Source organism: Thiomonas intermedia (assembly GCF_002028405.1).
GTDB lineage: Bacteria > Pseudomonadota > Gammaproteobacteria > Burkholderiales > Burkholderiaceae_C > Thiomonas > Thiomonas intermedia.
Genome location: NZ_CP020046.1, coordinates 306,233 through 331,486, shown reverse-complemented (window position 1 = coordinate 331,486; position 25,254 = coordinate 306,233). Strand labels below are relative to the sequence as shown.

The 25,254-nt window shown below is 62.9% G+C and carries 22 protein-coding genes and 2 tRNA genes; 13 read left to right on the top strand and 11 right to left on the bottom strand.

Features of this window, described 5'->3' with window-relative positions:
• Window positions 1-8: 8 nt before the first annotated feature.
• Entirely contained in the window at window positions 9-908 is a 900-nt protein-coding gene (locus BVH73_RS01570) for a LysR family transcriptional regulator (protein ID WP_169836732.1), read from the bottom strand.
• Between the two features lie 103 nt (window positions 909-1,011).
• On the opposite strand from BVH73_RS01570, the gene BVH73_RS01565 reads away from it, so the two are divergent.
• From BVH73_RS01565 to BVH73_RS01550, 4 genes are all read left to right on the top strand, one after another.
• A complete protein-coding gene (locus tag BVH73_RS01565; protein ID WP_079415507.1) occupies window positions 1,012-2,001 on the top strand; it encodes an aldo/keto reductase in 990 nt (329 codons plus the stop codon).
• Window positions 2,002-2,042: 41 nt separating this feature from the next.
• Window positions 2,043-3,221: an MFS transporter gene (locus tag BVH73_RS01560; protein WP_079420220.1), complete on the top strand. Its 1,179-nt coding sequence runs from the start codon at window positions 2,043-2,045 to the stop codon at window positions 3,219-3,221.
• Window positions 3,222-3,383: 162 nt separating this feature from the next.
• Window positions 3,384-3,995: a DUF6088 family protein gene (locus tag BVH73_RS01555; protein WP_079415505.1), complete on the top strand. Its 612-nt coding sequence runs from the start codon at window positions 3,384-3,386 to the stop codon at window positions 3,993-3,995.
• Window positions 3,988-4,932, top strand: a complete 945-nt coding sequence (locus BVH73_RS01550; protein ID WP_079415503.1) for a nucleotidyl transferase AbiEii/AbiGii toxin family protein — start codon at window positions 3,988-3,990, stop codon at window positions 4,930-4,932. The genes BVH73_RS01555 and BVH73_RS01550 overlap by 8 nt, the downstream gene beginning before the upstream one ends.
• A 260-nt stretch (window positions 4,933-5,192) precedes the next feature.
• Here the strand turns inward: BVH73_RS01550 and BVH73_RS16180 are convergent, their stop codons facing one another.
• The gene (locus BVH73_RS16180; RefSeq protein ID WP_483887647.1) at window positions 5,193-5,546 is read right to left on the bottom strand and encodes a hypothetical protein; all 354 of its coding nucleotides are present in this window, start codon (window positions 5,544-5,546) and stop codon (window positions 5,193-5,195) included.
• Window positions 5,547-5,841: 295 nt separating this feature from the next.
• Here BVH73_RS16180 and BVH73_RS01540 point away from each other — a divergent pair, with 295 nt between their 5' ends.
• A complete protein-coding gene (locus BVH73_RS01540) occupies window positions 5,842-6,882 on the top strand; it encodes a linear amide C-N hydrolase (protein WP_154048390.1) in 1,041 nt (346 codons plus the stop codon).
• A 103-nt stretch (window positions 6,883-6,985) separates the two neighbouring features.
• On the opposite strand, the gene BVH73_RS15975 is transcribed toward BVH73_RS01540, so the two are convergent.
• Both BVH73_RS15975 and BVH73_RS01530 read right to left on the bottom strand, forming a co-directional pair.
• Window positions 6,986-7,222, bottom strand: coding sequence for a hypothetical protein (locus tag BVH73_RS15975; protein ID WP_218919041.1), 237 nt, complete (start codon window positions 7,220-7,222; stop codon window positions 6,986-6,988).
• A gap of 124 nt (window positions 7,223-7,346) precedes the next feature.
• Window positions 7,347-8,249, bottom strand: a complete 903-nt coding sequence (locus tag BVH73_RS01530) for a LysR family transcriptional regulator (protein WP_079415497.1) — start codon at window positions 8,247-8,249, stop codon at window positions 7,347-7,349.
• A 111-nt stretch (window positions 8,250-8,360) separates the two neighbouring features.
• Between BVH73_RS01530 and BVH73_RS01525 the strand changes: the two genes are divergently transcribed.
• Window positions 8,361-9,245: an aldo/keto reductase family oxidoreductase gene (locus BVH73_RS01525; RefSeq protein WP_079415495.1), complete on the top strand. Its 885-nt coding sequence runs from the start codon at window positions 8,361-8,363 to the stop codon at window positions 9,243-9,245.
• Here the strand turns inward: BVH73_RS01525 and BVH73_RS15645 are convergent.
• The 4 genes from BVH73_RS15645 to BVH73_RS01510 form a co-directional block, all read right to left on the bottom strand.
• Entirely contained in the window at window positions 9,207-9,416 is a 210-nt protein-coding gene (locus tag BVH73_RS15645; protein WP_154048388.1) for a site-specific integrase, read from the bottom strand. The genes BVH73_RS01525 and BVH73_RS15645 overlap by 39 nt on opposite strands.
• A gap of 35 nt (window positions 9,417-9,451) precedes the next feature.
• Window positions 9,452-9,844, bottom strand: a complete 393-nt coding sequence (locus tag BVH73_RS01520) for a hypothetical protein (RefSeq protein ID WP_079415493.1) — start codon at window positions 9,842-9,844, stop codon at window positions 9,452-9,454.
• 103 nt (window positions 9,845-9,947) lie between these two features.
• Window positions 9,948-10,034, bottom strand: a tRNA-Leu gene (locus tag BVH73_RS01515).
• 76 nt (window positions 10,035-10,110) lie between these two features.
• Window positions 10,111-10,195: transfer RNA gene (locus tag BVH73_RS01510), tRNA-Leu, on the bottom strand.
• 173 nt (window positions 10,196-10,368) lie between these two features.
• Here BVH73_RS01510 and rnr point away from each other — a divergent pair.
• The gene (gene rnr / locus BVH73_RS01505; RefSeq protein ID WP_079415491.1) at window positions 10,369-12,684 is read left to right on the top strand and encodes a ribonuclease R; all 2,316 of its coding nucleotides are present in this window, start codon (window positions 10,369-10,371) and stop codon (window positions 12,682-12,684) included.
• A gap of 19 nt (window positions 12,685-12,703) precedes the next feature.
• Here the strand turns inward: rnr and BVH73_RS01500 are convergent, their stop codons facing one another.
• From BVH73_RS01500 to ompA, 3 genes are all read right to left on the bottom strand, one after another.
• Window positions 12,704-13,576: a cytochrome c oxidase assembly protein gene (locus BVH73_RS01500; protein WP_079415489.1), complete on the bottom strand. Its 873-nt coding sequence runs from the start codon at window positions 13,574-13,576 to the stop codon at window positions 12,704-12,706.
• Window positions 13,577-13,715: 139 nt separating this feature from the next.
• Window positions 13,716-15,074, bottom strand: coding sequence for an omega-aminotransferase AptA (gene aptA, locus BVH73_RS01495; RefSeq protein ID WP_079415487.1), 1,359 nt, complete (start codon window positions 15,072-15,074; stop codon window positions 13,716-13,718).
• Window positions 15,075-15,240: 166 nt separating this feature from the next.
• On the bottom strand, window positions 15,241-15,933 hold the full coding sequence (ompA, locus tag BVH73_RS01490; RefSeq protein ID WP_079415485.1) for an outer membrane protein OmpA: 693 nt from the start codon (window positions 15,931-15,933) through the stop codon (window positions 15,241-15,243).
• A gap of 436 nt (window positions 15,934-16,369) precedes the next feature.
• On the opposite strand from ompA, the gene gyrA reads away from it, so the two are divergent.
• From gyrA to BVH73_RS01460, 6 genes are read left to right on the top strand one after another with little or no spacing between them, the layout of a single operon-like run.
• Window positions 16,370-18,961, top strand: coding sequence for a DNA gyrase subunit A (gyrA, locus tag BVH73_RS01485; RefSeq protein ID WP_079415483.1), 2,592 nt, complete (start codon window positions 16,370-16,372; stop codon window positions 18,959-18,961).
• 6 nt (window positions 18,962-18,967) lie between these two features.
• Complete coding sequence (gene serC, locus BVH73_RS01480) at window positions 18,968-20,071, top strand: 3-phosphoserine/phosphohydroxythreonine transaminase (protein ID WP_079415481.1); 1,104 nt, start codon at window positions 18,968-18,970, stop codon at window positions 20,069-20,071.
• Between the two features lie 6 nt (window positions 20,072-20,077).
• On the top strand, window positions 20,078-21,175 hold the full coding sequence (pheA, locus tag BVH73_RS01475) for a prephenate dehydratase (RefSeq protein ID WP_079415479.1): 1,098 nt from the start codon (window positions 20,078-20,080) through the stop codon (window positions 21,173-21,175).
• A gap of 59 nt (window positions 21,176-21,234) precedes the next feature.
• A complete protein-coding gene (hisC, locus tag BVH73_RS01470) occupies window positions 21,235-22,365 on the top strand; it encodes a histidinol-phosphate transaminase (protein WP_079415476.1) in 1,131 nt (376 codons plus the stop codon).
• 4 nt (window positions 22,366-22,369) lie between these two features.
• A complete protein-coding gene (locus tag BVH73_RS01465; RefSeq protein WP_169836731.1) occupies window positions 22,370-23,284 on the top strand; it encodes a prephenate dehydrogenase in 915 nt (304 codons plus the stop codon).
• Window positions 23,271-25,253: a bifunctional 3-phosphoshikimate 1-carboxyvinyltransferase/cytidylate kinase gene (locus tag BVH73_RS01460; RefSeq protein WP_079415472.1), complete on the top strand. Its 1,983-nt coding sequence runs from the start codon at window positions 23,271-23,273 to the stop codon at window positions 25,251-25,253. The genes BVH73_RS01465 and BVH73_RS01460 overlap by 14 nt, the downstream gene beginning before the upstream one ends.
• Window position 25,254 lies beyond the last annotated feature (1 nt).

Genomic DNA, 25,254 nt, shown 5'->3' with positions numbered 1-25,254 from the left:
CGGAGGAGTCATCGCCTGCCGGCGATCGCGTCCCCGTTGTCGTGGACGAGTTCGGTCAGCAGGTCGGCGATCAAGCGCACCCGCGGAGAATCCCGTAAGCCCTGCTGGATCACCAGCCAGATGTCCTGCGACACGCACCGCGACGGCGCCAGGCAGCGTTCCAGCAGCGCGCTGGCGTCGGCGATGTAGCAGGGCAGGACCGCCAGGCCAAGACCTTGCTCCGCGGCGTGGAGCTGGGTGAAGATGCTGTTGGCGGTCAACGCGATCGCGGCCTGCGGGAAGTGCTCGCGCTGCCAGCGGGCCTGCACCAGGTGCTGCACCGAGACGTCCCAGCCGATCCACGGCAGGTTGGCGAGCGCGGCCTGGCTGCGCTTGGCCGCGGTCGGCACCAGTCCCTTGCGCGCGTAGACGGCGTAGGCCTGGATCCCGAGCTTGCGCACGACCAGTCCGCCGGCTTCGGGGCGGACCAGGCGCAGTGCGAGGTCGGCGTCGCGGCGGTAGAGATCCTGCACGGCGGAGCCGGTGAGCAGTTCCAGCACCAGGTCGGGGTAGCGCGGCGCCAGTTCGGCCCAGCGCGGCAGGATCAGCAGGTTCGCCAGCGCGTCGTTGGTGGCCAGGCGCACATGGCCGCGCGGTGTGGCGCTCATGTCCGCAGCGTGGCCCCGCAGTTGCACGACGGCGTCCTCGACGCGGCGCGCCTCGTCCAGAAGCGCGCCGCCGTCCTCGGTCAGCCGGTAGCCGCTGGCGTGGCGCACGAACAGCGACACGCCGAGCGCCTGCTCCAGTTGCACGACGCGCCGGCCGACCGTCGACGGACTCACGCCCAGTTGCACCGCCGCGCCCGATAGGCTGCGGGTCCGTGCGACCAGCAGGAACAGGCGCAGATCGTCCCAGTTCAGGTTTTCCATAGATGCAAAACAGGCTTGCGTGGATTGGCCTTCACGAGCATAGCGCTGCTCCGAATAATGGCCGGTATCGCGGCATCCGGCCGCTTGCCTTCGGAGATGTTCCATGGACACACGACACCTGGGCCGCGACGGCCCCGAGGTTTCCGCCATCGGCCTTGGCTGCATGGGCATGAGCGACTTCTACGGCAGCCACGACGATGCCGCCTCCGAAGCGCTGATCGGCGCGGCGCTGGATCGCGGGGTCAGTCTTTTGGATACCGCGGATGCCTACGGGCCCCACACCAACGAGCAACTCGTCGGCCGTGCTATCCAGGGCCGCCGCGCTCAGGTGTTCCTGGCCACCAAGTTTGGCATCCGCCGCGACCCGGCCGATCCGAGCGCGCGCGGCATCGACGGCCGCCCGGAGTATGTCCGCAGCGCCTGCGACGCCAGCCTCAAGCGGCTCGGTGTGGACCATATCGATCTCTATTACCAGCACCGCGTCGATGCCAGCATGCCGATCGAGGACACGGTGGGCGCGATGGCCGACCTGGTGCGCGTCGGCAAGGTGCGCTACCTGGGGCTGTCCGAAGCCGGACCGGCGACGCTGCGGCGCGCGCATGCGGTGCATCCGATCACGGCGCTGCAGAGCGAATACTCGCTGTGGACGCGCGACCCCGAGGACGAGGTGCTGGCCACCTGCGCCGAGCTGGGCGTGGGCTTCGTCGCCTACAGCCCTCTGGGGCGCGGCTTCCTCACCGGCGCCATCCGCAGCCCAGCGGACTTCGAGACCGGCGACTATCGCCGCGGCAGCCCGCGCTTCCAGGGCGAGAACTTCGAGCGCAACCTCGAACTTGTCGGGGCGGTGCGCGACCTCGCGGCGGCGAAGGGGTGCACCCCGGCGCAGCTGGCGCTGGCCTGGGTCCTCGGCCGCGACCCGCACATCGTGCCGATTCCGGGAACGCGTCGGCTGGCCCGGCTGGAGGAGAACCTGGGCGCGCTGCGCGTCACCTTGACCCGCGAAGAGCGCGAACGCATCGACACGCTGTTCCCGCAGGATGCGGCCAGCGGCGCGCGGTATCCGGAGACCATGATGGGCCTGGTGCGCGGATGATGGGGCGCGGCCGGTCTCCCGTTCCCATCCGTCCCGACGCCATGGAATACGTTGCCGATCGGCGAACTGCCAACGCACGTTTCACCGTGCTGATGGCGGCAGCCTGCGGCATTTCGGTCGCGAATCTCTATTACGCGCAGCCGCTGCTGCTGCAGTTCGCCCAAGATTTTCACGTCACGATCGCCACGATCGGTGTCGTGCCATCGGCCGTACAGGTCGGCTACGCGGCCGGGCTCATCCTTCTCGGTCCGCTGGGCGATCGCCACGCCCGCCATCGCATCATCCTCTGGCTATCGGCGCTGCTGGTACCAGCGACCGTTTCGGCTGCGCTGGCACCTTCGGTGGCGTGGCTGGCGGCGGCAGCGTTCGCCGTCGGTGTATTGTCCTCGATTGCGCAGCAGATCATTCCGCTGGTCGCCCACCTGGCGCGGCCGGAGGAGCGCGGCCGATCCATCGGGACCGTGATGAGCGGTCTGATGATCGGCATTCTCGGCGGACGGGTCATCGCGGGCGCGGTGGCGCAGTGGGCCAGCTGGCGCTTTGTGTTCATCGTCGGCGCGGCGCTCGACGCCGCGATGTTCGCGATGCTCTGGGCCGTCCTGCCGCGGCAACCCGCACCGGCGGATGGTGAGCACCGCCGCTATCTCGGCCTGATCGTGTCCACCTTCTCCCAGCTCGGACGATTCCCGGAATTGCGCTCGGCAGCGCTGACCGGCGCGCTGTTCTTCGGCAGCTTCAGCGTGTTCTGGGTCGGATTGACGCCGTTGCTGCAAAGTGCCGCCTACGGCTACGGGCCCGCGGTCGTGGGAGCCTTCGGCCTGCTGGGGATTGCCGGCGCGAGCGCTGCGGCGATCTCCGGGCGCTGGTCGGATCGCGCGCGAGGTCCCCGGCGCGTTCGCGGCGTCGCCCTGCTGATCGTGCTGTCGTCGTGGGCCGCGGCGGTCGTCGGCGGGCATGCGCTCTGGGGGCTCGTCGTCGGCATCGTCGCCGTGGACGCCGGGTGCCAGGCCGCGCATATTGCCAACCAGGCATCGATCCACGCGCTTCCGGGCGAGGTGCGCAACCGCGTCAACGCCCTGTACATGACGTGCTACTTCGGCGGAGGGGCTCTCGGCTCCTTGCTGGCGAGCCACGCCTGGAGCCTGGGCGGATGGCCCGCCGTGGTCTTCGTGGGAGCCGGTTTTGCGCTGTTGGCGCTGCTCGCGCACGGACTGGGTTGAAAGGGCAGGGGAAGGTGTTGGCGCAAGGAGATGCTGGCGCACAAACCCTGAGCTCGGCAGCGCTTGCTCCGGATTGCTCCGCCAGTCAATCAGCGGCTTGCGCGATGACCTGCAGCACGCATCTGAACTAGAATTGCATGAAATCTCAACGAGGGTTTAGGCATGTCCGGTGTGGCTCATCAGCCTGCAGGGTCCAAGCGGGAAGCGGTGACGCGACTCGCGGGTGAGCTGCGCGCCGGGCGCGTCTACAGGCGCGAAGACCTGCTGCCGTTCTCGACGGCGGTGGACCGTCATCTACGCGAGCTCGTGGATGGGGGGCGCTTGGCGAAGCTTGCCCAGGGGTTGTATTACGCGCCCCGTCGGTCTCGGCTCGGGGTGCTGCCGCCAGATGATGAAGAGCTTGTTGCCGCCTTCTTGCGTGACAAGGACTTTCTGCTGTTCTCGGCGTCCGCCTACAACTCGGCAGGGATTGGCGCGACCCAGTTGTACAACCGTACCTTGGTCTACAACCACAAGCGCCACGGCGTCGTCAAACTGGGCAACCGACAGTTCGACTTCCGCATGAAGTCGCGCTTCCCGAAGAGGCTTACGCCTGAGTTTCTGTTCGTCGATGCGCTGAACAACCTCGGCGATCTTGCGGAAGACCAGGCAGCGTTGCTGGAGCGCGCCCAGGGCCGAGCAGCTTCCTTTGATCGACAGCGGCTGCTGCGAGCCGTCGAGAGCTATGGCTCGATGGCAACCAGGAAGCGCCTTGCGGCCTGGCTACATGCCTGACTTCCTGCACGACCGACGCGACTTTGCGCAACTCGTCTCGATCGTGGCCGGCGAGCGAGGCATTGATCCCGTGCTCGTCGAGAAGGACTACTGGATCATGCACTGCCTCTGGGGCTTGCAGGCGCAGGGCTTCCAGTTCGAACTGAAGGGGGGGACATCGCTCTCCAAGGGCTTCGGCGTCATCCATCGATTTTCGGAAGACATCGACATTCGCATCGAACCACCCGAGTCGATGCAGGTCCGAACAGGGCGGAACCAAGACAAGCCCGCGCATGTTGAGTCGCGGCGCGCCTTCTACGATTGGCTGGCGGCAGGGATCAAGATTCCCGGGATTTTGACCGGGGAGCGCGACACGGCGTTCGATGACGAGAAACTGCGCAGTGCGGGCGTTCGTCTCAACTATCCATCTGTCAACCGAGCGCTGCAAGGCGTCAAAACCGGCATTCTGCTGGAGTTGGGCTTCGACGACACGGCGCCGAATCGCGCGGTGACCATCTCGTCTTGGGCATACGACGCGGCTGTGGCGCGAGGTGTGAAAATGGCGGACAACCGAGCTCAGCAAGTGCCTTGCTACGCGCCAACGCACACCTTCGTCGAGAAGCTGCAGACGATCTCGACCAAGTACAGGCGGCTCGGTGACGCGAAGGAGTTCCCCAAGAACTTCCTGCGGCACTACTACGATGTTTACTGCCTGCTAGGCCTGCCCGAGGTCCTGGCGTTTCTCGGGCAGCCTGCGTACGAGGAGAGGAAGCGGCAGCGCTTTCGTGGCGGTGACGAACTGAAGATCGCAAAGAACGCCGCTTTTCGGCTCGAGGACCTTGCGCAGCGGCAGCTGTTCAGTGAGGAGTACCGGAAGACGTCGGCGCTGTACTACCTTGGGCAGCCGCCGTTCGAGGATCTGCTCGCACGTATCCACGAGCACATCGTGGTGATGTGAGATTTGGTCAGAGCCAATACGGAGGCAACTGCTTGCCAGCGGCGCCCCGATGATTATCGCCCCTGCTGTCGCGCCGGACACCAAGCAAAACCATGGTACGGAACATGGCATGATCCATGCATGTTATTGATAAGTCGAATGAAAATGTTCCCCCTCTCTCCGCCAATAAGCTGAACTAAGCCCATGATTCAATGGGTTTTTTCTTTTCTGGATTGCCTTCGTCTTACCGCTCGTCTTACCCGCGTGCAAGGATCGGGCAGTTATCCACAGGTTGATGACGCGATCCGCGCCGTCAGGCATGGCGTTCGGCATGGCAGGGTAGATGTGGAAATATTTTCACATCTAGATCTTGGCAAATCTCGCGATCTTGCCGCCGAGAAGTCCGGGCTCTTGGCGATTGCGCGGGCGATTGAAGATCGGCCGTCTGCGCGTTGTGCCGCAAGCCCACAAAGCGCTGAAAGCGCAGCCGGTCCAGCAACAAGAATTCCCTCTGCTTGTCGCAAGTTGTAGAGCTGCTGGATCACCAGCATGCGCATCATCAGTTCGGTGGGGAGTGGCGGGCGATCACCGCGGATCCGGCGCGGGCGCGGCGGCGCCCCGTCGATCTCGGCCACCAGCGCGGCAAAGCCCACATGCGCGGCCAGCTTGGCCAGCGCGCAGCCAATCCAGTTCAGCTTGGTTTCGCGTTCTTGCTCCGCGAACAGAGAGACTGATCTTGATCATTCCTACGCCCCCTCGCGTCATGCAGACCCCGCCATGCCAGGGTTGTCAGGTGATGGGGGAGATTTTTCGAGGTGCCCGGGCGATTGATCTCTGCACCAAGAACAAGCTAGGCTGCGCTCATCCTTCGTTAGATGAGATTGAGGTCGTCATATGTATTTCTCTCGGGTTGTCTGGGGTGCTGTGTTGATGCTGGCAAGTACCGCGTGGGTTTTGCCCGTGGCGAATGCTTGTACGCGCATGGTGTATCACGGTGAGCACGGTTTGGTGGTGACCGGCCGCACGATGGATTGGCGCGACGAAATCCCTGCCAGTTTGTGGATTATGCCGCGCGGGCTGACGCATGACGGTGGTGCGGGGGCTGATTCGGTGCACTGGACTTCGCGATTCGGCAGTGTCGTGACGAGTTCCTTTGGGTTCAGCACAGTCGATGGCATGAACGAAAAGGGCCTGGTTGCCAATATGTTATGGCTCGCTGGCACCAGATACCCAGAAACGCAGGGCGCCAAAAACCAGCTGAGTGTGGCCGCGTGGGTGCAGTACTTTCTCGACAATTTCGCCACGGTTGATGAGGCCGTTAAGGCCATGCAGGCCGATCCGGTGACCGTGGTGTCTAGCGTCATTCCCGGCACGAATCGATTCGCGACTTTGCATTTATCGATTTCCGATGCGCAAGGCGACAGCGCGATTTTCGAATACATCAACGGCAAGTTGTTGATTCATCATGGTCGTCAGTACCAAGTGATGACCAACGATCCCAGCTACGATGAGCAGTTGGCGATTCAAAAATACTGGCAAGATATTGGCGGCACTACCTTTTTGCCGGGAACGAACCGTTCGGCGGATCGGTTCGCTCGTGCCAGTTTTTATATTCATGCCATTCCGAAAACCGCCAATCCGGAACAAGCCGATGCGCAGGTCATGAGTGTGCTGAACAATGTGTCGGTGCCGATGGGAATTACCACGCCGGGGCAGCCGAATATTTCCAATACGCGCTGGCGCACGGTGGCCGATCAAACCACGCTGCGGTATTACTTTCAGGATGTTGAAACCCCCAATGCATTTTGGGTGGATTTGAAGCAGGCGAATTTGAAGGTCGGTGCGCCGGTGTTGCGCTTGCGTCTGGAGCAGCAGCCGGTGTACGCGGGCAATGTGCTCAAGGATTTCAAACCCGCGCAGCCCTTGAAATTTCTGTCGGTCGAGGAGGCGGAGGCTGCGCGCGGCCAGTAAGAAGTCCTACGGGCTGCCGCGCGGGTTTTTAGAGCCGGTCGAGAGTCGGCTGCTCGAATTCCAACGGTGGCGCCCCTACCGCCTGCCAAGCTTCCTCCCCTCGTCAGCCGCAGGAGACGCTTACGTGAATGGCGTTGTGCAGAGCGAACGGATGCTCATCGGCGGGCAGTTTGCGTGCGTGGAGGGCTTGATGAATGGGGCCGCCAGATGGCATCACCGTGTAGGGGCCATGATCCAAGAATGGGCAGACAAGTCCGACTCCAGATTCGGCGAAGCCGGTCTGCCGATCAAGGAGCTGTGTCGCCAGGGCCGTTTCAGCGACGCCTTTGATCAATTCCAAGGCGTGGAGGAAATTGGGCTTCGCGAATTTCTTCAGGGACCGATACGTTGAACCGCCCCGAGTTTTGATGGGCGCTCCGATCTTTGGGAAGATGGAACCATGAACAAGTCAACCGAGTTTTCCGCTACGTCGGCTGCGACTTAACAAAATCTACGAAGGCCCGTAGCGGCGCGGGTAGATGACGTCGGCCAGGGTAGTACAGGAACGGCCCTGTGAAGGGCCTCCACCACGGTGCCAACACGGGCTCCAACACACCGCTTTCAAAGTGGGGCCTCAGCCAATCCTCGAAAAGGTGGATGATGCCGCAGCCCGCTATGGCGATATCGACCGCGAGGTCCACACCCCCGCTCACCCGCACAATCAAGGGCCCACTGGGCTCCACAGTCACTAGCTCGGAACCGCATTGGAACTCCCAGTCTGGCATCGCGCCGCTAGCAAAGCGGCCACGCAGGCAGGCGTGGTTCAGCAGATCATGCGGATGGGATGGACGTCCGCGAGCATCAAGATAAGCGGGGGCGGCTGCTGTCGCCATGCGTTGCCAACGCGGGCCAATCGGGATGGCGATCATGTCCTGAGCCAGGCGCTCCTCGTAACGAATGCCGGCATCGCATCCCGCCGCGAGGATGTCGACAAAGCCTTCCTCAACGACCACGTCCAGAACGATATCCGGGTACGCCGCCAGAAAGGCAGGCAGCAGACCCGGCAGGACCAACCGTGCCGCACTAGCCGGCACGTTTAGTCGCAGCGTACCGACAGGGCGATCTCGATAGCCATTGACCACATCGAGCGCAGCCTCCAACTCCACGAACGCTGGCTCCAGCCGCTCAAGCAATCGCGCACCGGCCTCGGTGGGCATCACGCTGCGCGTACTTCGATGGAGCAGACGAACGCCCATCCGGGCCTCCAGTCGTCGCATCGCCCCGCTGAGACTGGATGCACTAACGCCGCTGGCTCGCGCTGCCTCGCGAAAGCCGCCGACCTTTGCTACCGCGAGGAAAGCCGCTAGATCGCTGAGAGGTGCCGCCATTGATAGCCTCATACTGTTTTATTTATCGCACAGTCTGTTCTTACTGTGCCTACTTATCGAACACATTCTATCTGGCTACATTGTGTTTTCTTTCTTGAAAGGGAATCTCCTATGAACACAATCGATCAGTCCGGCCACTTCCGACTAGGCAGTCGTGAGGTCAGGCGCATGGGCTACGGCGCCATGCAACTTGCAGGGCCGGGCGTCTTCGGGCCGCCGAGAGACAGGGCGGCCGCATTGGCCGTGCTCCGTATGGCGGTGGAAAGCGGTGTCAACCACATCGACACCAGCGATTTCTATGGTCCCCACATCACCAACCAGATCATCCACGAGGCACTACACCCCTATCGGGACGATTGGGTCATCGTCACAAAGGTTGGCGCCCGGCGTGGGACGGATGCTTCGTGGATTCCCGCCCTGTCGCGGGAAGATCTGACACAGGCCGTTCACGACAACCTGCGTCACCTCGGTTTGGATGTGCTGGAGGTGGTGAACTTGCGCAGCATGTGGGGCATTCACGAGCCAAACGAAGGGTCGCTGGAAGAGCCGCTTTCCGTCCTTGCCGAACTGCAACAGCAAGGGCTGATCCGCCACATTGGCCTGAGCAACGTTACGCCTCAGCAGGTCACGGATGGGCGCCGGATCTGCGACATCGTTTGCGTTCAGAACCACTACAACCTGGCACACCGCCATGACGACCCACTGATTCAACAATTGGCGCAAGATGGCATTGCTTACGCGCCATTTTTCCCGCTCGGAGGTTTCTCGCCACTGCAGTCGACGGCGCTTTCCTCCGTGGCCACGGAGCTCGGTGCGACACCCATGCAGGTGGCATTGGCTTGGCTGTTGCAGCGCTCACCAAATCTGGTGCTGATCCCCGGCACTTCGTCTGTCGAGCACTTACGACAGAATCTGGCAGCCTCTGAACTGAAACTGTCCGACGAGGTAATAGCCAGGTTAGACGCCGTGACCACAAAGGTCGCGTCGAATAATTGATTGCGGCATGACAGTATTCAGTGGCGTGCTTGCTTTCGTGAGCAGTTCGCCCTGGCGCATGCCCGTCTCTAGGGCGACAACGATTGCATCGATCACCACGAACAGCCGGACTTCCTCATCGCCCTTAAATCGCCTGTCTCGTTCATTCCGAACCTTGGGCTTGGCGATCATGCGGATCGGGTTCGCCGTGGTGGACAGGTGGGAGATCAGGGCCAGCTCAAGCCGGGTTGTCGCGGCGCAACCTCTTTGAGCCTGGCATCGCGATAGCGGGCGAAATGGTCGGGACGCAGTGAGCCGATGGCCCGCTTGGCGAGCGGGTGATCCAGCAGGATACGAATGCGCGACAACTCCGGCCGCTTACTCTTCTTGTCGACGCTGACCTCGTGGTCATAGCGGGTCAAGCAATCGCTCAGGGTCACGGACAGCGCAGGCCTGTGATCGGTGTGCTGGCCGCGATCAATCTCGGACTCGGTCTTGCGCGCCCAGGCCTCGTCTTCGGCCTTGGTGTCGACGGTCTGCGAAATCGCGGGGTGGCCCTTGCGGCGAATCAGTGCCCGCCAAGCATCTCCGCGCTTCTGTGAATACCGGCCAGGGTTCATTCCTTTGGTACAGCTTGGTGCGCCAAGTGTGCCAAAAGGGAACCAAATTCCCGATGGGGCGTAGCCGTGGCGCAATAGTGTGAGCCTAAGCTATTGATTTCATTGGTGCCGGGAGCGGGACTCGAACCCGCACGCTTTTAAGGGCGGTGGATTTTGAGTCCACTGCGTCTACCGATTCCGCCATCCCGGCTGGGAAATCAGGCCATGCGCCTGACAGAAAGCAAAACGGGGAATCGAAATCCCCCGTCAGTGCTTGCTTCAATATTTGGTGCCCAGAAGAGGACTCGAACCTCCACGCCTCGCAGCGCTAGTACCTGAAACTAGTGCGTCTACCAATTCCGCCATCTGGGCAACGAAGTCGTGCATCATAGCATAAAGGTTTTGGCTGTAAAGTCTTCCGCGCGCTTTCGAGATGGATCAAGGATGGCGGTGATAATGCAAGCCAGAACAACGTCAAGCTTCATCTCCCGGCGGCGCCAAGGCCGCGACGCTGCAGTGGCCTGCAGCCAAGAAAAGGATCTTCCGTGATTGTTGAAGGTATCGTGCGCGGTCATCGCGATGGCCATGGGTTTGTCACGCCTGATGATGGCGGCCCCGATCTGTATCTCCCGCCTCAGCAGATGCGTACCGTGCTGCATCTGGACAGGGTGCGGGTGCGGGCGGGCAAGCCCGATCGCCGGGGGCGGACGGAGGGGCAGATCATCGCCATCCTCGAGCGAAGCACGCGGCCCATCATTGGGCGCTTGTTGCAGGAGGGTGGGACATGGTTGCTGGCACCGGAAGACAAGCGCTATGTGCAGGACATCCTGATCTCGCCTGATGGCGTGGGCAAGGCGCGATCGGGTCAGGTCGTGAGCGCGGAGATTACCCAGCCGCCCTTGCCGAACGTGCAGCCCGTAGGGCGGGTGTTGGAGGTGCTCGGGGAGCTTGATGATCCTGGTATGGAGATCGAGATTGCGGTGCGCAAGTACGGCGTGCCGCATGTGTTTTCGCCCGGAGCGTCCAAGGAAAGTGCGGCTCTTCCCGACGTCGTTAGGGCGGCCGACTCGGAGGGACGGATCGATCTGCGCGATGTGGCGCTCGTGACCATTGACGGTGAAGATGCGCGCGACTTTGACGATGCGGTGTATTGCGAGCCTGCGAAGGTGGGCCGCGTCAAGGGTTGGCGGCTGCTGGTGGCCATCGCCGACGTCTCGCATTATGTGCGCGAGGGCGCCGAGCTGGATGCCGATGCGCTGGAGCGTGCAACCTCGGTGTACTTCCCCAGGCGGGTCATCCCCATGCTGCCGGAGAAGTTGAGCAACGGCCTGTGCTCGCTCAACCCGCAGGTGGATCGGTTGTGCATGGTGTGCGACATGCTGATCACCGCGCAGGGGGACCTCAAGGCCTATCAGTTCTATCCCGCCGTCATGCGTTCGCAGGCGCGGCTGACCTATACGGAGGTTGCGGACATCCTGTCGAATACGGCGGGCAAGTTGGCGCGCGAGCGTGCGCCGCTGGTGCCCCACCTGCTCAATTTGCACGCCGTGTTTCATGCGCTGCTGAAGTCGAGGCAGGTTCGGGGTGCCCTTGATCTCGATATTCCTGAAACGCAGATTGTGGTCAATGCCGCAGGCAAGATCGAGACCATCGTGCCGCGGCATCGTAACGACGCGCACCGACTCATCGAGGAGTGCATGCTGGCGGCCAATGTCTGTGCCGCCGACTTCCTGGAACGCAACAAGCAGCTTGCGCTGTATCGCGTGCATGAAGGGCCCACGCCTGAGAAGCTCGAGACATTGCGCACCTTGCTGCGCAATCTCGGGCTCACGCTGGGCAGCAAGGGCACGCCTGAGCCGGCCGACTATCAGACCTTGGCGCAGTCCATCGAGGACAGGCCGGACGCCTTGCAGATCCAGACGCTTCTGTTGCGATCCATGCAGCAGGCGATCTACACGCCTCATAACAGTGGGCATTTTGGCTTGGCATACCCAGCCTATACCCATTTCACCAGTCCGATTCGACGTTATCCTGATTTGCTCACGCACCGGGGTATCAAGGCTATTCTGCGCGGCTCGCGCTACACCCCGAAGTTCAGCGAGCGCATTGCACTCAACCGAGGCGAACAGAATGCGCGCCGTGCGCCACAACGTCAGGTCGCCAGCGTGGCGCCCGCAGCGCCCGTGAGCAAGCAGCAGGCCAAAGACATGCCGATCTGGGAGTCGGCGGGTGTGCATTGCTCGGCCAACGAGCGCCGCGCCGACGAGGCCAGCCGAGACGTCGAGAGCTGGTTGAAGTGCTGGTATATGCGCGACAAACTCGGCGAGGAGTACGCGGGGACGATCACCGCGGTCACCAGTTTCGGCTTGTTTGTGCAATTGGACGCGCTGTTCGTCGAAGGACTGGTCCATGTGTCCGAGATTGGGGCCGATTATTTTCGCTATGACGAGGCCCGGGGTGAGCTGCGGGGTGAGCGCACAGGCATTCGCTATGCCTTGGGGGGGCGTCTGCTCGTGCAGGTCAGTCGTGTCGATCTGGACGGTCGAAAAATTGACTTCCGCATGGTGCGCGAAGGCGGAAAATCCGTCCCGTCCAACAAGCCGCTGCCCACGTCTGGTGAGATCAAGGGGGGCGATGAGGATGTGTTCGCGCTGAATCCGCAAATGTCTGCGGGGGTGCGCAAATCCAGGGCGTCGGCCAACGGCGCGCCGAAGTCTGCCGCCAAGAAGGCGCGCCGCCCGGCCGAGGTACCGGTCAAAACCCCGTTGGCCTCCGCGCCCCAAGGGAAGGTCGGCAAGGGTCGGGCGTCAACCGCACGCAAGGCCGGTCAATCGGGCAGTTCGCACAAACGGAGTCGCTGAGGCTCGCGGTCCAGCAGGCTCAGATGGCGGGCGGAATTGCCGGCGAAGCCGCAGGCGTAGCGGCTTGGCTGTGCCGAGTCTTGAGACGGCCCTTTTCGGAGAGCCGCATCCAGTTCCGCAGGGCGATCATGCTGGCCAGCACCATGGCAAACGATCCGGGAATCCACAGGATCAGGCCGCCCAGGTGTTGGTCGGTCAAAGGATCGAGATTCAGCGCTCGGCCGCAAATCTCGTAGATCGGGTAGTAGTCCGTCATGCTGAGGGCGAGGATGGCACCCCACACCATCGTTGGCAGCATCGCCAGCAGCGGGAGAAATACGCGTTTGCCAGGTGACAGGTGCGCGGGTGGATGGGGGCGTGTGTCCAGAACCAGCCACCAGAACAAGAGGCCATCGAGTGCCATGCTCCAGTTCATCAGGCGGTAGGTGGGCGCGTTGAGCATGACAAACGGATGGAACGAAGGAATCAGCCAAAGCAGCGCCATGCCGCCGAAAAGAAAGGCTGCGAACAGCGGGTTGAACAACACCACTTTGATTCCCCGCACCATGGCCGTGCGATTCAGCGGTTTCAGCCACCTCAGGCGCCAGTGCAACGGAATGCCCGCGCGCAAGGTCGTCAGCGGATAGCTCCACATGATGAGCAGGGGGGCAAAATCATGCAGCGAAAGCTGCTGGGTGATGTGCACAAAAAACTGATGCTCGGCGTAGTAATCCCAGCGGGTCTGAAAGGCCTGCCACATCAGCACCCATCCGAGCCAGAATCGGATTTGACGTGAGACGGAGGTCTGTCGTCTGCGGCAACCGCGGACGTAGATGACCGCTGCCGCCGCCAGCAGGAAGAGGGCGGCCGGGGAGAGTTCCCAGGGAATGAACCAGCGCAACAGGGCATCCATGCCGGAAGTATGAGAGACGAAGTCTGCTGAAGACGAAATCAGCACTTTAGCGTGGACGACGCAAGAGCTGGCCATGCGTGGGCCAAGACATGAAAAACCCGGCGGTAAGCCGGGTTGAGGAAAAGACGGACCGCGACGCTCAATCCAGCGTGCGTATCACGTCGCGCAGGATCGACATGATCTGGTCGATCTGACCACGCTCGATGATGAGTGGCGGAGACAAGGCAATGGTGTCGCCGGTATAGCGCACGAGCAGGCCGCGGGCGTAGCACGCCGCGAAGGCTTCATAGGCACGTTTGCCGACTGCTCCAGGGCGAGATTCCAGCTCAAGGGCACCGATCAACCCGATGTTGCGCAGATCCTTGACATGCCGGACGTCGCTCAAAGCGTGCAACGCTTCCTGCCAGTATTGAGCGATGCCATCGTCCTGGACGCGAGTAAGCAGGTTCTCACGCTTGTAGATCTTTTGCGCGGCAACCGCTGCTGCCATGGCCAGAGGGTGGCCCGAATAGGTGTAGCCATGGAAAAACTCGACCGCGTTTTCCGGCGATCCATTCACCACGGTGTCGTAGATGCCGTTGCGGACGAAGACGGCTCCCAAGGGGACGGCTGCGTTGTTCACCGCCTTGGCGCTGGTAATGATGTCGGGAGTGACCTTGAAATACTGCGCGGCAAACGGCGTGCCCAGGCGGCCATAACCGGTGATCACCTCGTCAAAAATGAGCAGGATGCCGTATTTGTCGCAGATGGCGCGCAGCCGTTCGAGATAGCCCTTGGGCGGTACGAGTACGCCGGTCGATCCTGCAACGGGCTCGACGATGACGGCGGCTATATTGCTCGCATCGTTCAGCGCGACGATGCGCTCAAGATCGTCGGCAAGGTGGCCGCCCCATTCGGGAATGCCGCGAGAGAACGCCTGATGCTCGGCCGAGTACGTATGGGGAAGATGATCGACATTCGGCAGTAGTGCGCCGCGAAAAACCTTGCGATTCGCCACCATGCCCCCCACGGAAATCCCACCGAATCCCACCCCGTGATAACCACGCTCGCGCCCGATGAACAGGGTGCGCGCTCCCTCGCCGCGAGCACGGTGATAGGCCAGGGCGATCTTCAAGGCCGAATCGACCGATTCCGATCCCGAGTTGGTGAAGAACACTTTCTTCAGATCGGCAGGGGCGATGTCGGCCAGCAGATTGGCGGCTTCGAACTGGATGGGGTGGCCCATCTGGAACGGTGGCGCGTAATCCATTTCCTGCGCCTGATGGGCGATGGCTGCACTGATTTCCTGGCGGCCATGTCCTGCATTGACGCACCAGAGGCCAGATGTTCCATCCAGAATCTGCCGCCCATCATGGGAACGGTAATACATGCCCGCGGCACTGACCAGCAGGCGGGGCGAGGCTTTGAACTGTCGGTTGGCGGTAAACGGCATCCAGAGCTGGTCCATCGACGGCAGCTCGGTCATTGCGCCAGAACGCTGAAGTTCGGCTTGATCCATGAAACTCTCCTGTGAACGGGTGTGAGTGTCGCCCGAGTATCTTCATTTACGAGCCCCTCAAATATAACGAAGGCCCATCTTCCCGTCGCAGGTTGCCACGCAAATGAAAAAGCCCCGCAGAGCGGGGCTTTTTGCTTGGGATCAGCTCGATTCGCTGATCTGGGCCTTACTTGGTGACCATATGGGTTCCAACGACCTCAACCACGGTACGGCGGTTGGGGGCCTGGCACTCGACTTGGCTCTTGAAAGAACCCTTGCAGCTCTTGGGATCGACGCGGAAATCAGTCTTGCCCTTGCCTTCGACGTAAACCTTGTCCGCCGGAACGCCCTTGCTCACCATGTAGGCCTTGACGGCTTCGGCACGACGAACAGAGAGCTTCTGGTTGTAGGCCACGCTACCGAAGCTGTCGGTATAGCCGGTGGCGATCACGACTTCCAGGTTGATCGCCTTGACCTTGTCAGCCAGCTCGTCGAGCTTCTCTTTGCCAGCAGGCAGCAGAACAGCCTTGTTGAACTGGAAGAAGGCGTCGGCGTTGTAGGTGACTTTTTCGCTCACAGGCACGGGTGCCGGAGCGGGGGCGGGCGCCGGAGCCGGAGCGGGGGCAGGCGCGGGAGCCGGGGCAGGCGCGGGTTCTGCCTTGGCAACCACCGGCAGGCCGCAAGCTTCACTGGAGGCCGTGGCCGGGGTCCAGAAATTGTCTTGCCAGCACAGCTTGTTGTCGCCGTTCATCCAGGTCAGACCGTACGGGTCTTGCCAGTTGTTGATGCTGCGGGCGTCCTGTGCGTGGGCAACAGTCAGGGATGACGTTGCGATAACCGCTGCAGCGAACAATTTTGCGATTTTTTGGGGGTGGGTCATGTTTTTTCCTCTCGGTCGTTGATCGTTCATCGCAGCCAGAACTGCGTGTTGCCATAATAAACGACGGGATGAATTCCGTATGAACGATTGCAACGGAGATTCGTTCATTGGCTAGACATCCCGTAGCCAAGCTCACTACTAGTAAACCCGGATGTATTGTGCCACAGCGTGCATGACGTTCAATTGTTTCGGAAATTGCTTTACGGTTGACCTGAAACACCGCCAATCAGTGTTGTCATTCTGCAACGCAGAGGCGGTTCGCTTGCCGGTTGGTTCATCGTGCGCGCCGCGAGGGGCTGGAGTCAGTCGAGGAAATTCGGGCTGCTAACATCAGCCGCTTGACTTGGAACGCACTCGCCCGAGAGCGTTACCCGGTGTGGTTGGGGCACTTGCTGGTCGCTCCAGCGTCTGATTCATTGCAGAAAAGCGCTCACTCATGTCCGTCTTTGCCAAAGAAACACTGCCTATCAGCCTAGAGTCGGAGATGCGCCGCTCCTATCTCGATTACGCCATGAGCGTGATTGTGGGACGCGCCTTGCCCGATGTGCGAGATGGCCTCAAGCCGGTGCACAGGCGTGTGTTGTACGCCATGCATGAGTTGAGCAATGCCTGGAACCGGCCCTACAAGAAATCGGCACGTATCGTCGGTGACGTCATTGGTAAGTATCACCCCCATGGTGATCAGTCGGTGTACGACACCATCGTGCGCATGGCCCAGAGTTTCTCGCTGCGCTACATGCTGGTCGATGGGCAGGGCAACTTCGGCTCGGTGGACGGCGACAACGCCGCGGCGATGCGCTATACCGAGATCCGTCTGTCGAAGATCGCGCACGAGATGTTGGCCGATATCGACAAGGAAACGGTTGATTTCGGGCCCAACTATGACGGCTCCGAGCAGGAGCCTTTGCTGCTGCCCGCCAGGCTGCCCAATCTCTTGATCAATGGTTCGTCGGGCATTGCGGTGGGTATGGCCACCAACATTCCGCCGCACAACCTGGGCGAAGTGCTGGATGCCTGTCTGCATCTGCTGCGCCATCCCGAGGCGACGATCGAAGAATTGATGGAGCGTGTGCCCGCGCCCGACTTCCCGACGGCGGGCATCATTTATGGCACTTCGGGGGTTCGCGATGCCTATCGCACCGGGCGCGGCCGGGTGGTGATGCGAGCGCGCTGCCACTTTGAAGACCTTGAAAAGGGGCAGCGTCAGGCCATCATCGTCGATGAGCTGCCCTATCAGGTCAACAAGCGCACGCTGCTCGAACGCATCGCCGAGTTGGTGCAGGAAAAGAAGATCGAGGGAATTAGCCACATTCAGGACGAGTCCGATAAATCGGGCATGCGCGTGGTCATCGAGCTCAAGCGAGGCGAAGTGCCCGAGGTCGTGCTCAACAACCTGTACAAGCAGACCCAGCTGCAGGACACCTTTGGCGTGAATATGGTCGCGCTGGTGGACGGCCAGCCGCGCTTGCTCAATCTGCAGCAGATGATTGCGGCCTTTCTGTCGCACCGCCGCGAGATCATCACCCGCCGCACGGTGTTCGATCTGCGCAAGGCGCGAGAGCGGGGCCACGTGCTCGAAGGCCTCGCCGTTGCGCTCGCCAATGTCGATCGCATGATCGAACTCATCAAGGCCGCGCCCACGCCGCCGGTGGCGAAGGAACGTCTGCTGGCGCAAGCCTGGGAGCCGGGTGAGGCGCGCGCCATGCTGTCGCGCGTGGAGGGCGACATCACCCAGTTCCAGCCCGATGACCTCGACCCGCGTTACGGCCTCAAGCCCGACGGCTATTACCTCAGCGAGACGCAGGCGCAGGAAATCCTGCAGATGCGGCTGCAGCGCCTGACCGGCCTGGAGCAGGACAAGATCGTGGGCGAATACAAGGATGTCATGGAGCAGATCGCCGATCTGCTCGACATTCTGGCCAAGCCCGAGCGCATGACCGAGATCATCGCCACAGAAATGAGCACCCTGCGTGCCGAGTTTGGCGATGCGCGTCGTTCGCACATCGAGGTCAATGCCTACGACATCGACGTCGAAGATCTCATCACCCCGCAAGACCTCGTGGTCACCATCTCGCATTCGGGCTATGTCAAGAGCCAGCCTCTGGCGGAGTACCGTGCGCAGCGCCGCGGCGGCCGGGGCAAGCTGGCCACGGGCACCAAGGAAGACGACTGGGTCGAGCAGCTGTTCGTGGCCAATACTCACGACATGCTGCTGTGTTTCTCCAACCGGGGCCGGGTGTACTGGATGAAGGTGTACGAGTCGCCCATGGGCGGGCGTGGGTCGCGCGGCAAGCCCCTGGTCAATCTGTTCCCGCTGCAAGCGGGTGAAAAGATCACCACGGTGCTGCCGGTCAAGGCCTTCGACGAGCAGCACTACGTCTTCATGGCGACGGCTCGCGGCACGGTGAAAAAGACCCCGCTGACGGCCTTTGCCAACCGCCGTACCGCGGGCATCATCGCGGTCGGACTCGATGATGACGACTACCTCATCGGTGCGGCCATCACCGATGGTCAGCACGACGTCATGCTCTTCTCGGATGCGGGCAAGGCCGTGCGTTTCGACGAGGCAGACGTGCGCCCCATGGGGCGCGAGGCGCGCGGCGTGCGCGGCATGCAGCTTGAGGCCGACCAGGCCGTCATCGCGCTGTTGGTGGCCGAGGACGAGACGCAGAGCGTGCTCACGGCCACGGAAAACGGCTATGGCAAGCGCACCTCCATCACTGAATACACGCGTCATGGGCGCGGCACCAAGGGCATGATTGCCATCCAGACTTCGGAGCGCAACGGCAAGGTGGTCGCTGCCTGTCTGGTGCGGACCAGCGATGAAATCATGCTCATCACCGACACCGGCGTGCTGGTGCGCACCCGGGTGGAGGAGATCCGCGAAATGGGCCGTGCCACGCAGGGCGTCACCTTGATCGCGCTGGACGCCAAGGCTCAGCTCATCCAGGTGCAGCCGGTGGTGGAGGCCGAGGGCGACGAGGAATTGCCCTCGACGGACGGCGACGCCGACACGGCGGCGGAGTAAATCCGTATGGTCAAGCAACGCCCCTATAACTTTTCCGCCGGGCCGGCCGCCATTCCCGAAGAGGTGCTGCAGGAGGCGGCTGCCGAAATGCTCGACTGGCACGGCTGTGGCATGAGCGTGATGGAGATGAGCCATCGCGGTCCGCAGTTCGAGTCCATCCTGGCGCAGGCCGAGGCCGATCTGCGTGAATTGCTGCGCATCCCCGACGACTACGCCGTGCTGTTCATGCAAGGCGGGGCGATTGCGGAGAACGCCATTCTGCCGCTCAATCTTTCACGCGGGGCCAAGGCTGATTATGTGGTCACGGGAAGCTGGTCGCAGAAGAGCCAGCAGGAAGCCCGCAAGTATTGCGACGTGCACCTGAGCGCCAGCGCGCACGACGATCAGGGTTACGGCAGCTTGCCGGACAACGCCACCTGGAGCATCCGCCCCGACGCGCAATACCTGCACCTCTGCACCAACGAAACCATCGACGGCGTGGAGTTCCACTTCGTGCCCGACAGCCACGGCGTGCCGCTGGTGGCGGACATGTCCTCGCACTTATTGTCGCGAGAGGTGGATGTGTCGCGATACGCCTGCATCTACGGCGGCGCCCAGAAGAACATCGGCCCGGCCGGCCTGACGCTGGTCATCATTCGCCGCGACATGCTCGGGCATGCCATGCCGCACTGTCCCAGCGCGTTCGATTACGCCGTGGTGGCGGCCAACCACTCCATGTTCAACACGCCGCCCACCTACGCGATCTACATCGCCGGACTGGTCTTGCAGTGGATCAAGCGCCAGCGTTTCGAGGGTCTGAGCGGTTTGGCCGCAGTGGAGGCGCGCAATATCGCCAAAGCGCACCTGCTGTACGGCGCGCTCGATGCCTCACAGCTATACGAGACTCGGGTGGCCCGCGACTGCCGCTCGCGCATGAACGTGCCGTTTCATCTGCGTGACAGTGCCTTGAACGCAAGCTTTCTGCAAGGCGCCGAGGCGGCCGGGCTGCTGCAGCTCAAGGGGCACAAATCGGTGGGCGGCATGCGGGCCTCGATCTACAACGCCATGCCGCTCGAAGGCGTGCGGGCCCTGGTGGATTACCTGAATGATTTTGAAAAAAGCCACGGCTGAAATTCGATGAGTCAATCTTCTCCCGATGATCTGGGCCCCTGGCGCGACCAGATCGATGCCCTCGATAAGCAGATTCTGGCCCTGCTGAATCAGCGCGCAGAGGCCGCCCAGCAGATCGGCCACATCAAGCAGCGCCTGAACATGCCGGTGTTCCGCCCCGAGCGCGAACGTCAGGTGATCGAGAAACTGCATGAGCACAATGCCGGGCCGCTGCGCAATTCGGGCATCAGCGCCATCTGGCGCGAAGTCATGTCGGCCTGCCGTGCCCTCGAAGCACCGCAGCGCGTGGCTTTCCTGGGTCCGGCCGGCACGTTCAGCGAGCAGGCGGCGCGGCGTTTCTTCGGCGCCAGTGCCCAGGGTTTTCCCTGCGCGACCATCGACGATGTGTTCCGCAGCTATCTGAGCGGCGAAAGCGAATTCGCCATCGTGCCGGTGGAGAACAGCACCGAGGGCGCGGTGGCGCGCAGTATGGATCTGCTGCTCGCCCATCCCGTGCATCTGTGCGGCGAAGTGAGCCTGCCGGTGCGGCATTTCCTCATGCGGCAGACACCCGATCTGCAGGGCATTCAGACGGTGGCCGCGCACCCCCAGGCCCTGGCCCAATGCGCCGGTTGGCTGCGCGCGCATCTGCCCGGTGTCGAGATCCGGCCGGTGTCGAGCAATGCGGAAGGCGCGCGACTGGCCGCTGAAGACGCCAGCATCGCCGGGATTGCCGCCGAAGCGACCGCGGTGCTTTACGGGCTGCACATCGCCGCACGCGCCATTCAGGACGAGGCGCAGAACACCACGCGTTTTGTCGTGCTGGGTGCGGCGCAGCCCGAGCCCACCGGAGCCGACCGGACCAGTCTCATTCTTTCCGTGCCCAACAAGGCCGGCGCGGTGTACGACCTGCTCAAGCCCCTGGCCGAACACGGCGTCAGCATGACCCGATTCGAATCGCGCCCGGCGCGTTCGGGAGAATGGGAATACGCTTTTTACATCGACGTCGAAGGCCATCAGAACGACGACCGCGTGGCGACCGCCTTGCGGGAATTGCAATCGGTCTGCGCGATGTATAAATGCCTGGGCTCCTATCCCATCGACAGAAAGCCGCGCGAGAGCTGACCTGGGCGTGCCGCCGTAGCTCGCCGCAGTGACCCCTATACCCCCCTGAAAGTTTGACCATGTCAGAACACCAAGCCACGCAAGCCCGCTGGGGCGCCGACTATGTGCAGGCCATTTCACCCTATGTCGGGGGCAAGCCCATCGCGGAAGTAGCGCGGCAATTCGGTTTGGAGCCCGCACGCATCGTCAAACTCGCCTCGAACGAGAACCCGCTGGGCATGTCGCCCCGCGCCAGGGAAGCCATGCTATCGGCCATGACGGACAGCACCCGCTACCCCGACAACGATGGATACGCGCTCAAGCAGGCGCTGGCGACCCGGCTTGGCGTGCCTGCCGACTGGATCACGCTGGGACACGGGTCGAGCGACTTGCTGGAAATGGCAGCGCGCGCCTTGCTGACCGACGCCGATGCCGGTATGTACGCGCGCTACAGCTTCGTCGTCTACACCCAGGCCGTGCAAGGCGTCGGGGCGGCGCATCAGGTCGTGCCTGATCGAGCGTTTGGACACGATCTGCCCGCCATGCTGGCCGCCATCACACCGCAGACCAAGCTGATCTTCGTGGCCAACCCCAACAACCCCACGGGGACCTTCCTGCCCGCCGACGAGTTGCTCGACTTTCTCCGCAAGGTGCCGCCGCACATCGCCGTGGTGCTCGATGAGGCCTATGTGGAATACACCCTACCCGCCCTGCGCTACGACAGCATGGCGTGGGTGCGTGAATTCCCCAATCTCCTTGTTTCGCGCACCTTCTCCAAGGCTTATGGCCTGGCCGGTTTGCGCATGGGCTACGGGGTTTCGCAGCCCGCGCTCACCGACGTGCTCAATCGCGTGCGTTCGGCTTTCAACACCAGCACCCTGGGGCAGGCGGCGGCTCTGGCTGCGCTCGGGGACCTCGATTTCATCGATCAGGCTTATGCCGTCAACCGTGCTGGACAGGCCCAACTGACTGAGGCCTTCGATGCGCTGGGCCTGCGCTACATCCCGTCGCAAGGCAATTTCATCCTGGTCAGGGTCGGCGATGACGAGGGTGCGGGCGCCCGCGTGAATCTGGCCTTGCTGCAGCGGGGTGTCATTGCGCGTCCGGTGGACAACTACGGCTTGCCGCAATGGCTGCGCATCTCCGTTGGCACCGAGGCGGAGAACGCAACCTGTATCGCTGCGCTGCGCGCTCACTATGCCGAGAGCTGAACCGATGGACACCGTGATCGGCGACGGCGCCTCCGTACAGTTCGAGCGGCTGGCCATTCTGGGCGTCGGGCTGCTGGGGGGGTCTTTCGCCCTCGCGGCACGTCGCGCCAAGCTGGCACGGCACATCGTGGGTTACAGCAAGTCGCCCACCACCACCTGTACCGCACTTGAGCGCGGCATCATTGATGAAGAAGCCGACTCCGCGCTGCGCGCTGTGCATGGCGCCGATCTCGTCTTGCTGGCGGTTCCGGTGGTGTCGACCGGCGACCTGCTCAAGCAATTGCGGCATGGCCTTGAGCCCCACGCGCTGGTGATGGATGTGGGCAGTACCAAGGGCAATGTGGTGGCTGCGGCGCAGTCCCAGCTGGGCGCTCGGCAGAGCCAGTTCGTGCCCTGTCATCCCATTGCGGGCAAGGAAAAAAGCGGGGTGCTTCATGCCGAGGCCGGATTGTTCGACGGCAAGCGCGTGGTCGTCACGCCCCTCGAAGCCAATAGCGACAGTCTGGTGGACATCGCCACCCAGGCCTGGGAATCGATCGGCGGGGTGGTGTCCGTCATGACGCCGGAAGAGCACGACGCAGCGTTTGCCGCAGTCAGCCATCTGCCGCACCTGCTGGCGTTCAGCTATGTCTATGCCTTGAGCAGTCAGCCGCAGGGCAGCGCCTACCTCCAACTCGCGGGCCCCGGTTTTCGCGATTTCAGCCGGATCGCGGGTGGCGACCCTCACATGTGGCGCGATGTCCTCCAGGCCAACCGGGACGAGGTGTTGCGCCAGTTGCAGATCTACAAACAAGCCCTGGCCGGCTTCGAGGCCCAGACCCGTCAGGGCAACTGGAGCGCGGTGGAGGCCTTGATCCGGCGGGCCAGTCAGGTGCGTCAAGGCTGGGATGCTCCCATGGCGACCGATGATGACGCCTGAGACCCTTGATCTGCCGCCACTCATCGGCGCGGGCGGGCGGGTGGTGCTGCCCGGCTCCAAAAGTATCTCCAACCGGGTGCTGCTGCTGGCGGCGCTGGCTGAGGGGCAGACCGAGATCACCGGTCTGCTCGATTCCGACGATACGCGCGTGATGTTGTCCGCTCTGCAGAGTTTGGGCATTGGCGTGCAGCGCGATGGCGCCAGCGCCCGTGTGCAGGGCGGTGCCGGGCGGTTTCCGGCCTCGAGCGCGGATCTGTTCATGGGCAACGCCGGGACGGCGATCCGGCCGCTCACGGCCGCGCTGGCGCTGCAGGGCGGAGACTACCGGCTTCACGGTGTCCCGCGCATGCACGAGCGCCCGATCGGCGATCTGGTCGATGCGTTGCGGCAGTTCGGCTGCTCGATTAACTATGAGGCGCAACCGGGCTATCCGCCGCTGCGCATCGGGGCCAGCCGGTTCCGGCTGGGCGGCGATGTGGCGGTGCGGGGCGATGTGTCCAGCCAGTTCCTCACCGCCTTGCTGCTGGCGCTACCCCTTAAGGCCGCGGAGCAGGATTTGGTCATCGCCGTGCAGGGCGAGTTGATTTCCAAACCGTATGTCGAGATCACACTGAACCTGCTGCGCCGCTTTGGCGTGACCGTGCAGCGCACGGGGTGGGAGCGCTTTGTCATTCCCGCAGGCAGCCGACTGCGCAGCCCCGGCCGTATCGCGGTGGAGGGCGATGCGTCCTCCGCGTCCTACTTCCTGGCGGCGGGGGTGTTGGGTCAACTCCAGGGCCGGGGGGCGCCCGTGCGCGTGGAAGGGGTGGGGCGCGACAGTATTCAGGGCGACGTGGCCTTCGCGCGCGTGCTCGAAGACCTCGGAGCCCAGGTGCGCTGGGGCAATGATTTCATTGAAACCGACGGCCTTCAGCCCGGACTGAAGGCGCTGCGGGGCGGCGAAATCGACTGTCTGGCCATTCCCGACGCCGCCATGACACTGGCGATGACCGCGCTGTTCGCCGATGCGCCGACGACCCTGACCGCCATTGGCAGTTGGCGTGTGAAGGAAACCGACCGCATTCATGCGATGGTCACCGAACTGGCCAAGCTGGGCGCGCGGGTCGAGTCCGGCGCCGATTGGCTGCGGATACATCCCCTGCAGCCAGCCCAATGGCACAGCGCCACCATTGCCACTTACGACGATCACCGCATGGCCATGTGCTTCTCGCTGGCCAGCTTCGGCCCGGCCGACATTCGCATCGCCGATCCAGGCTGCGTGGCCAAGACCTATCCGGGCTATTTTCACGACTTTGCCCGCATCGCCCGGCCCGTGCCGGTCATCGCCATCGACGGCCCCACCGCTTCGGGCAAGGGGAGTATCGCCACCGCGGTGGCCGAGGCGCTGGGTTTTGACTGCCTCGACTCCGGGGTGTTGTACCGCCTCACTGCCTGGGCTGCGTTGCGGCAAGGCGTGGCGCTGGATGACCATGCTGCCCTGGCTCAACTGGCGGCAACATTGCCCGTGACCTTCGCCGCCGGGCGCATCTACCTGAACGAGCAGATTTTCGAAGCGGCGCAACTGCGCACCGAAGAGGTGGGACAGGCCGCCTCTACCATCGCTGCGGTGCCAGCCGTGCGCGACGCCCTGTTCGCCCTCCAGCGCAGTTTCCGCCGCGCCCCCGGACTCGTGGCCGACGGGCGCGACATGGGCACCGTGGTGTTTCCCGACGCGCGGCTCAAGATCTTCCTGACCGCCAGTGCCGACAGCCGAGCCGAGCGCCGGTATAAGCAATTGATTTCACAAGGGAATCCGACTATACTTGCCGACGTTTTTGCTGACTTGCAGCAGCGTGATGCGCGCGATACCCAGCGCGCGGTTGCGGCCCTCAGGCCTGCGGCCGACGCCAAACTGCTCGACAGTACCGACCTGAGCCTTGCGCAGACGGTCGAAGCCGTGCTGGCGCTGTGGCGGCAGCACGGTGGTTAAG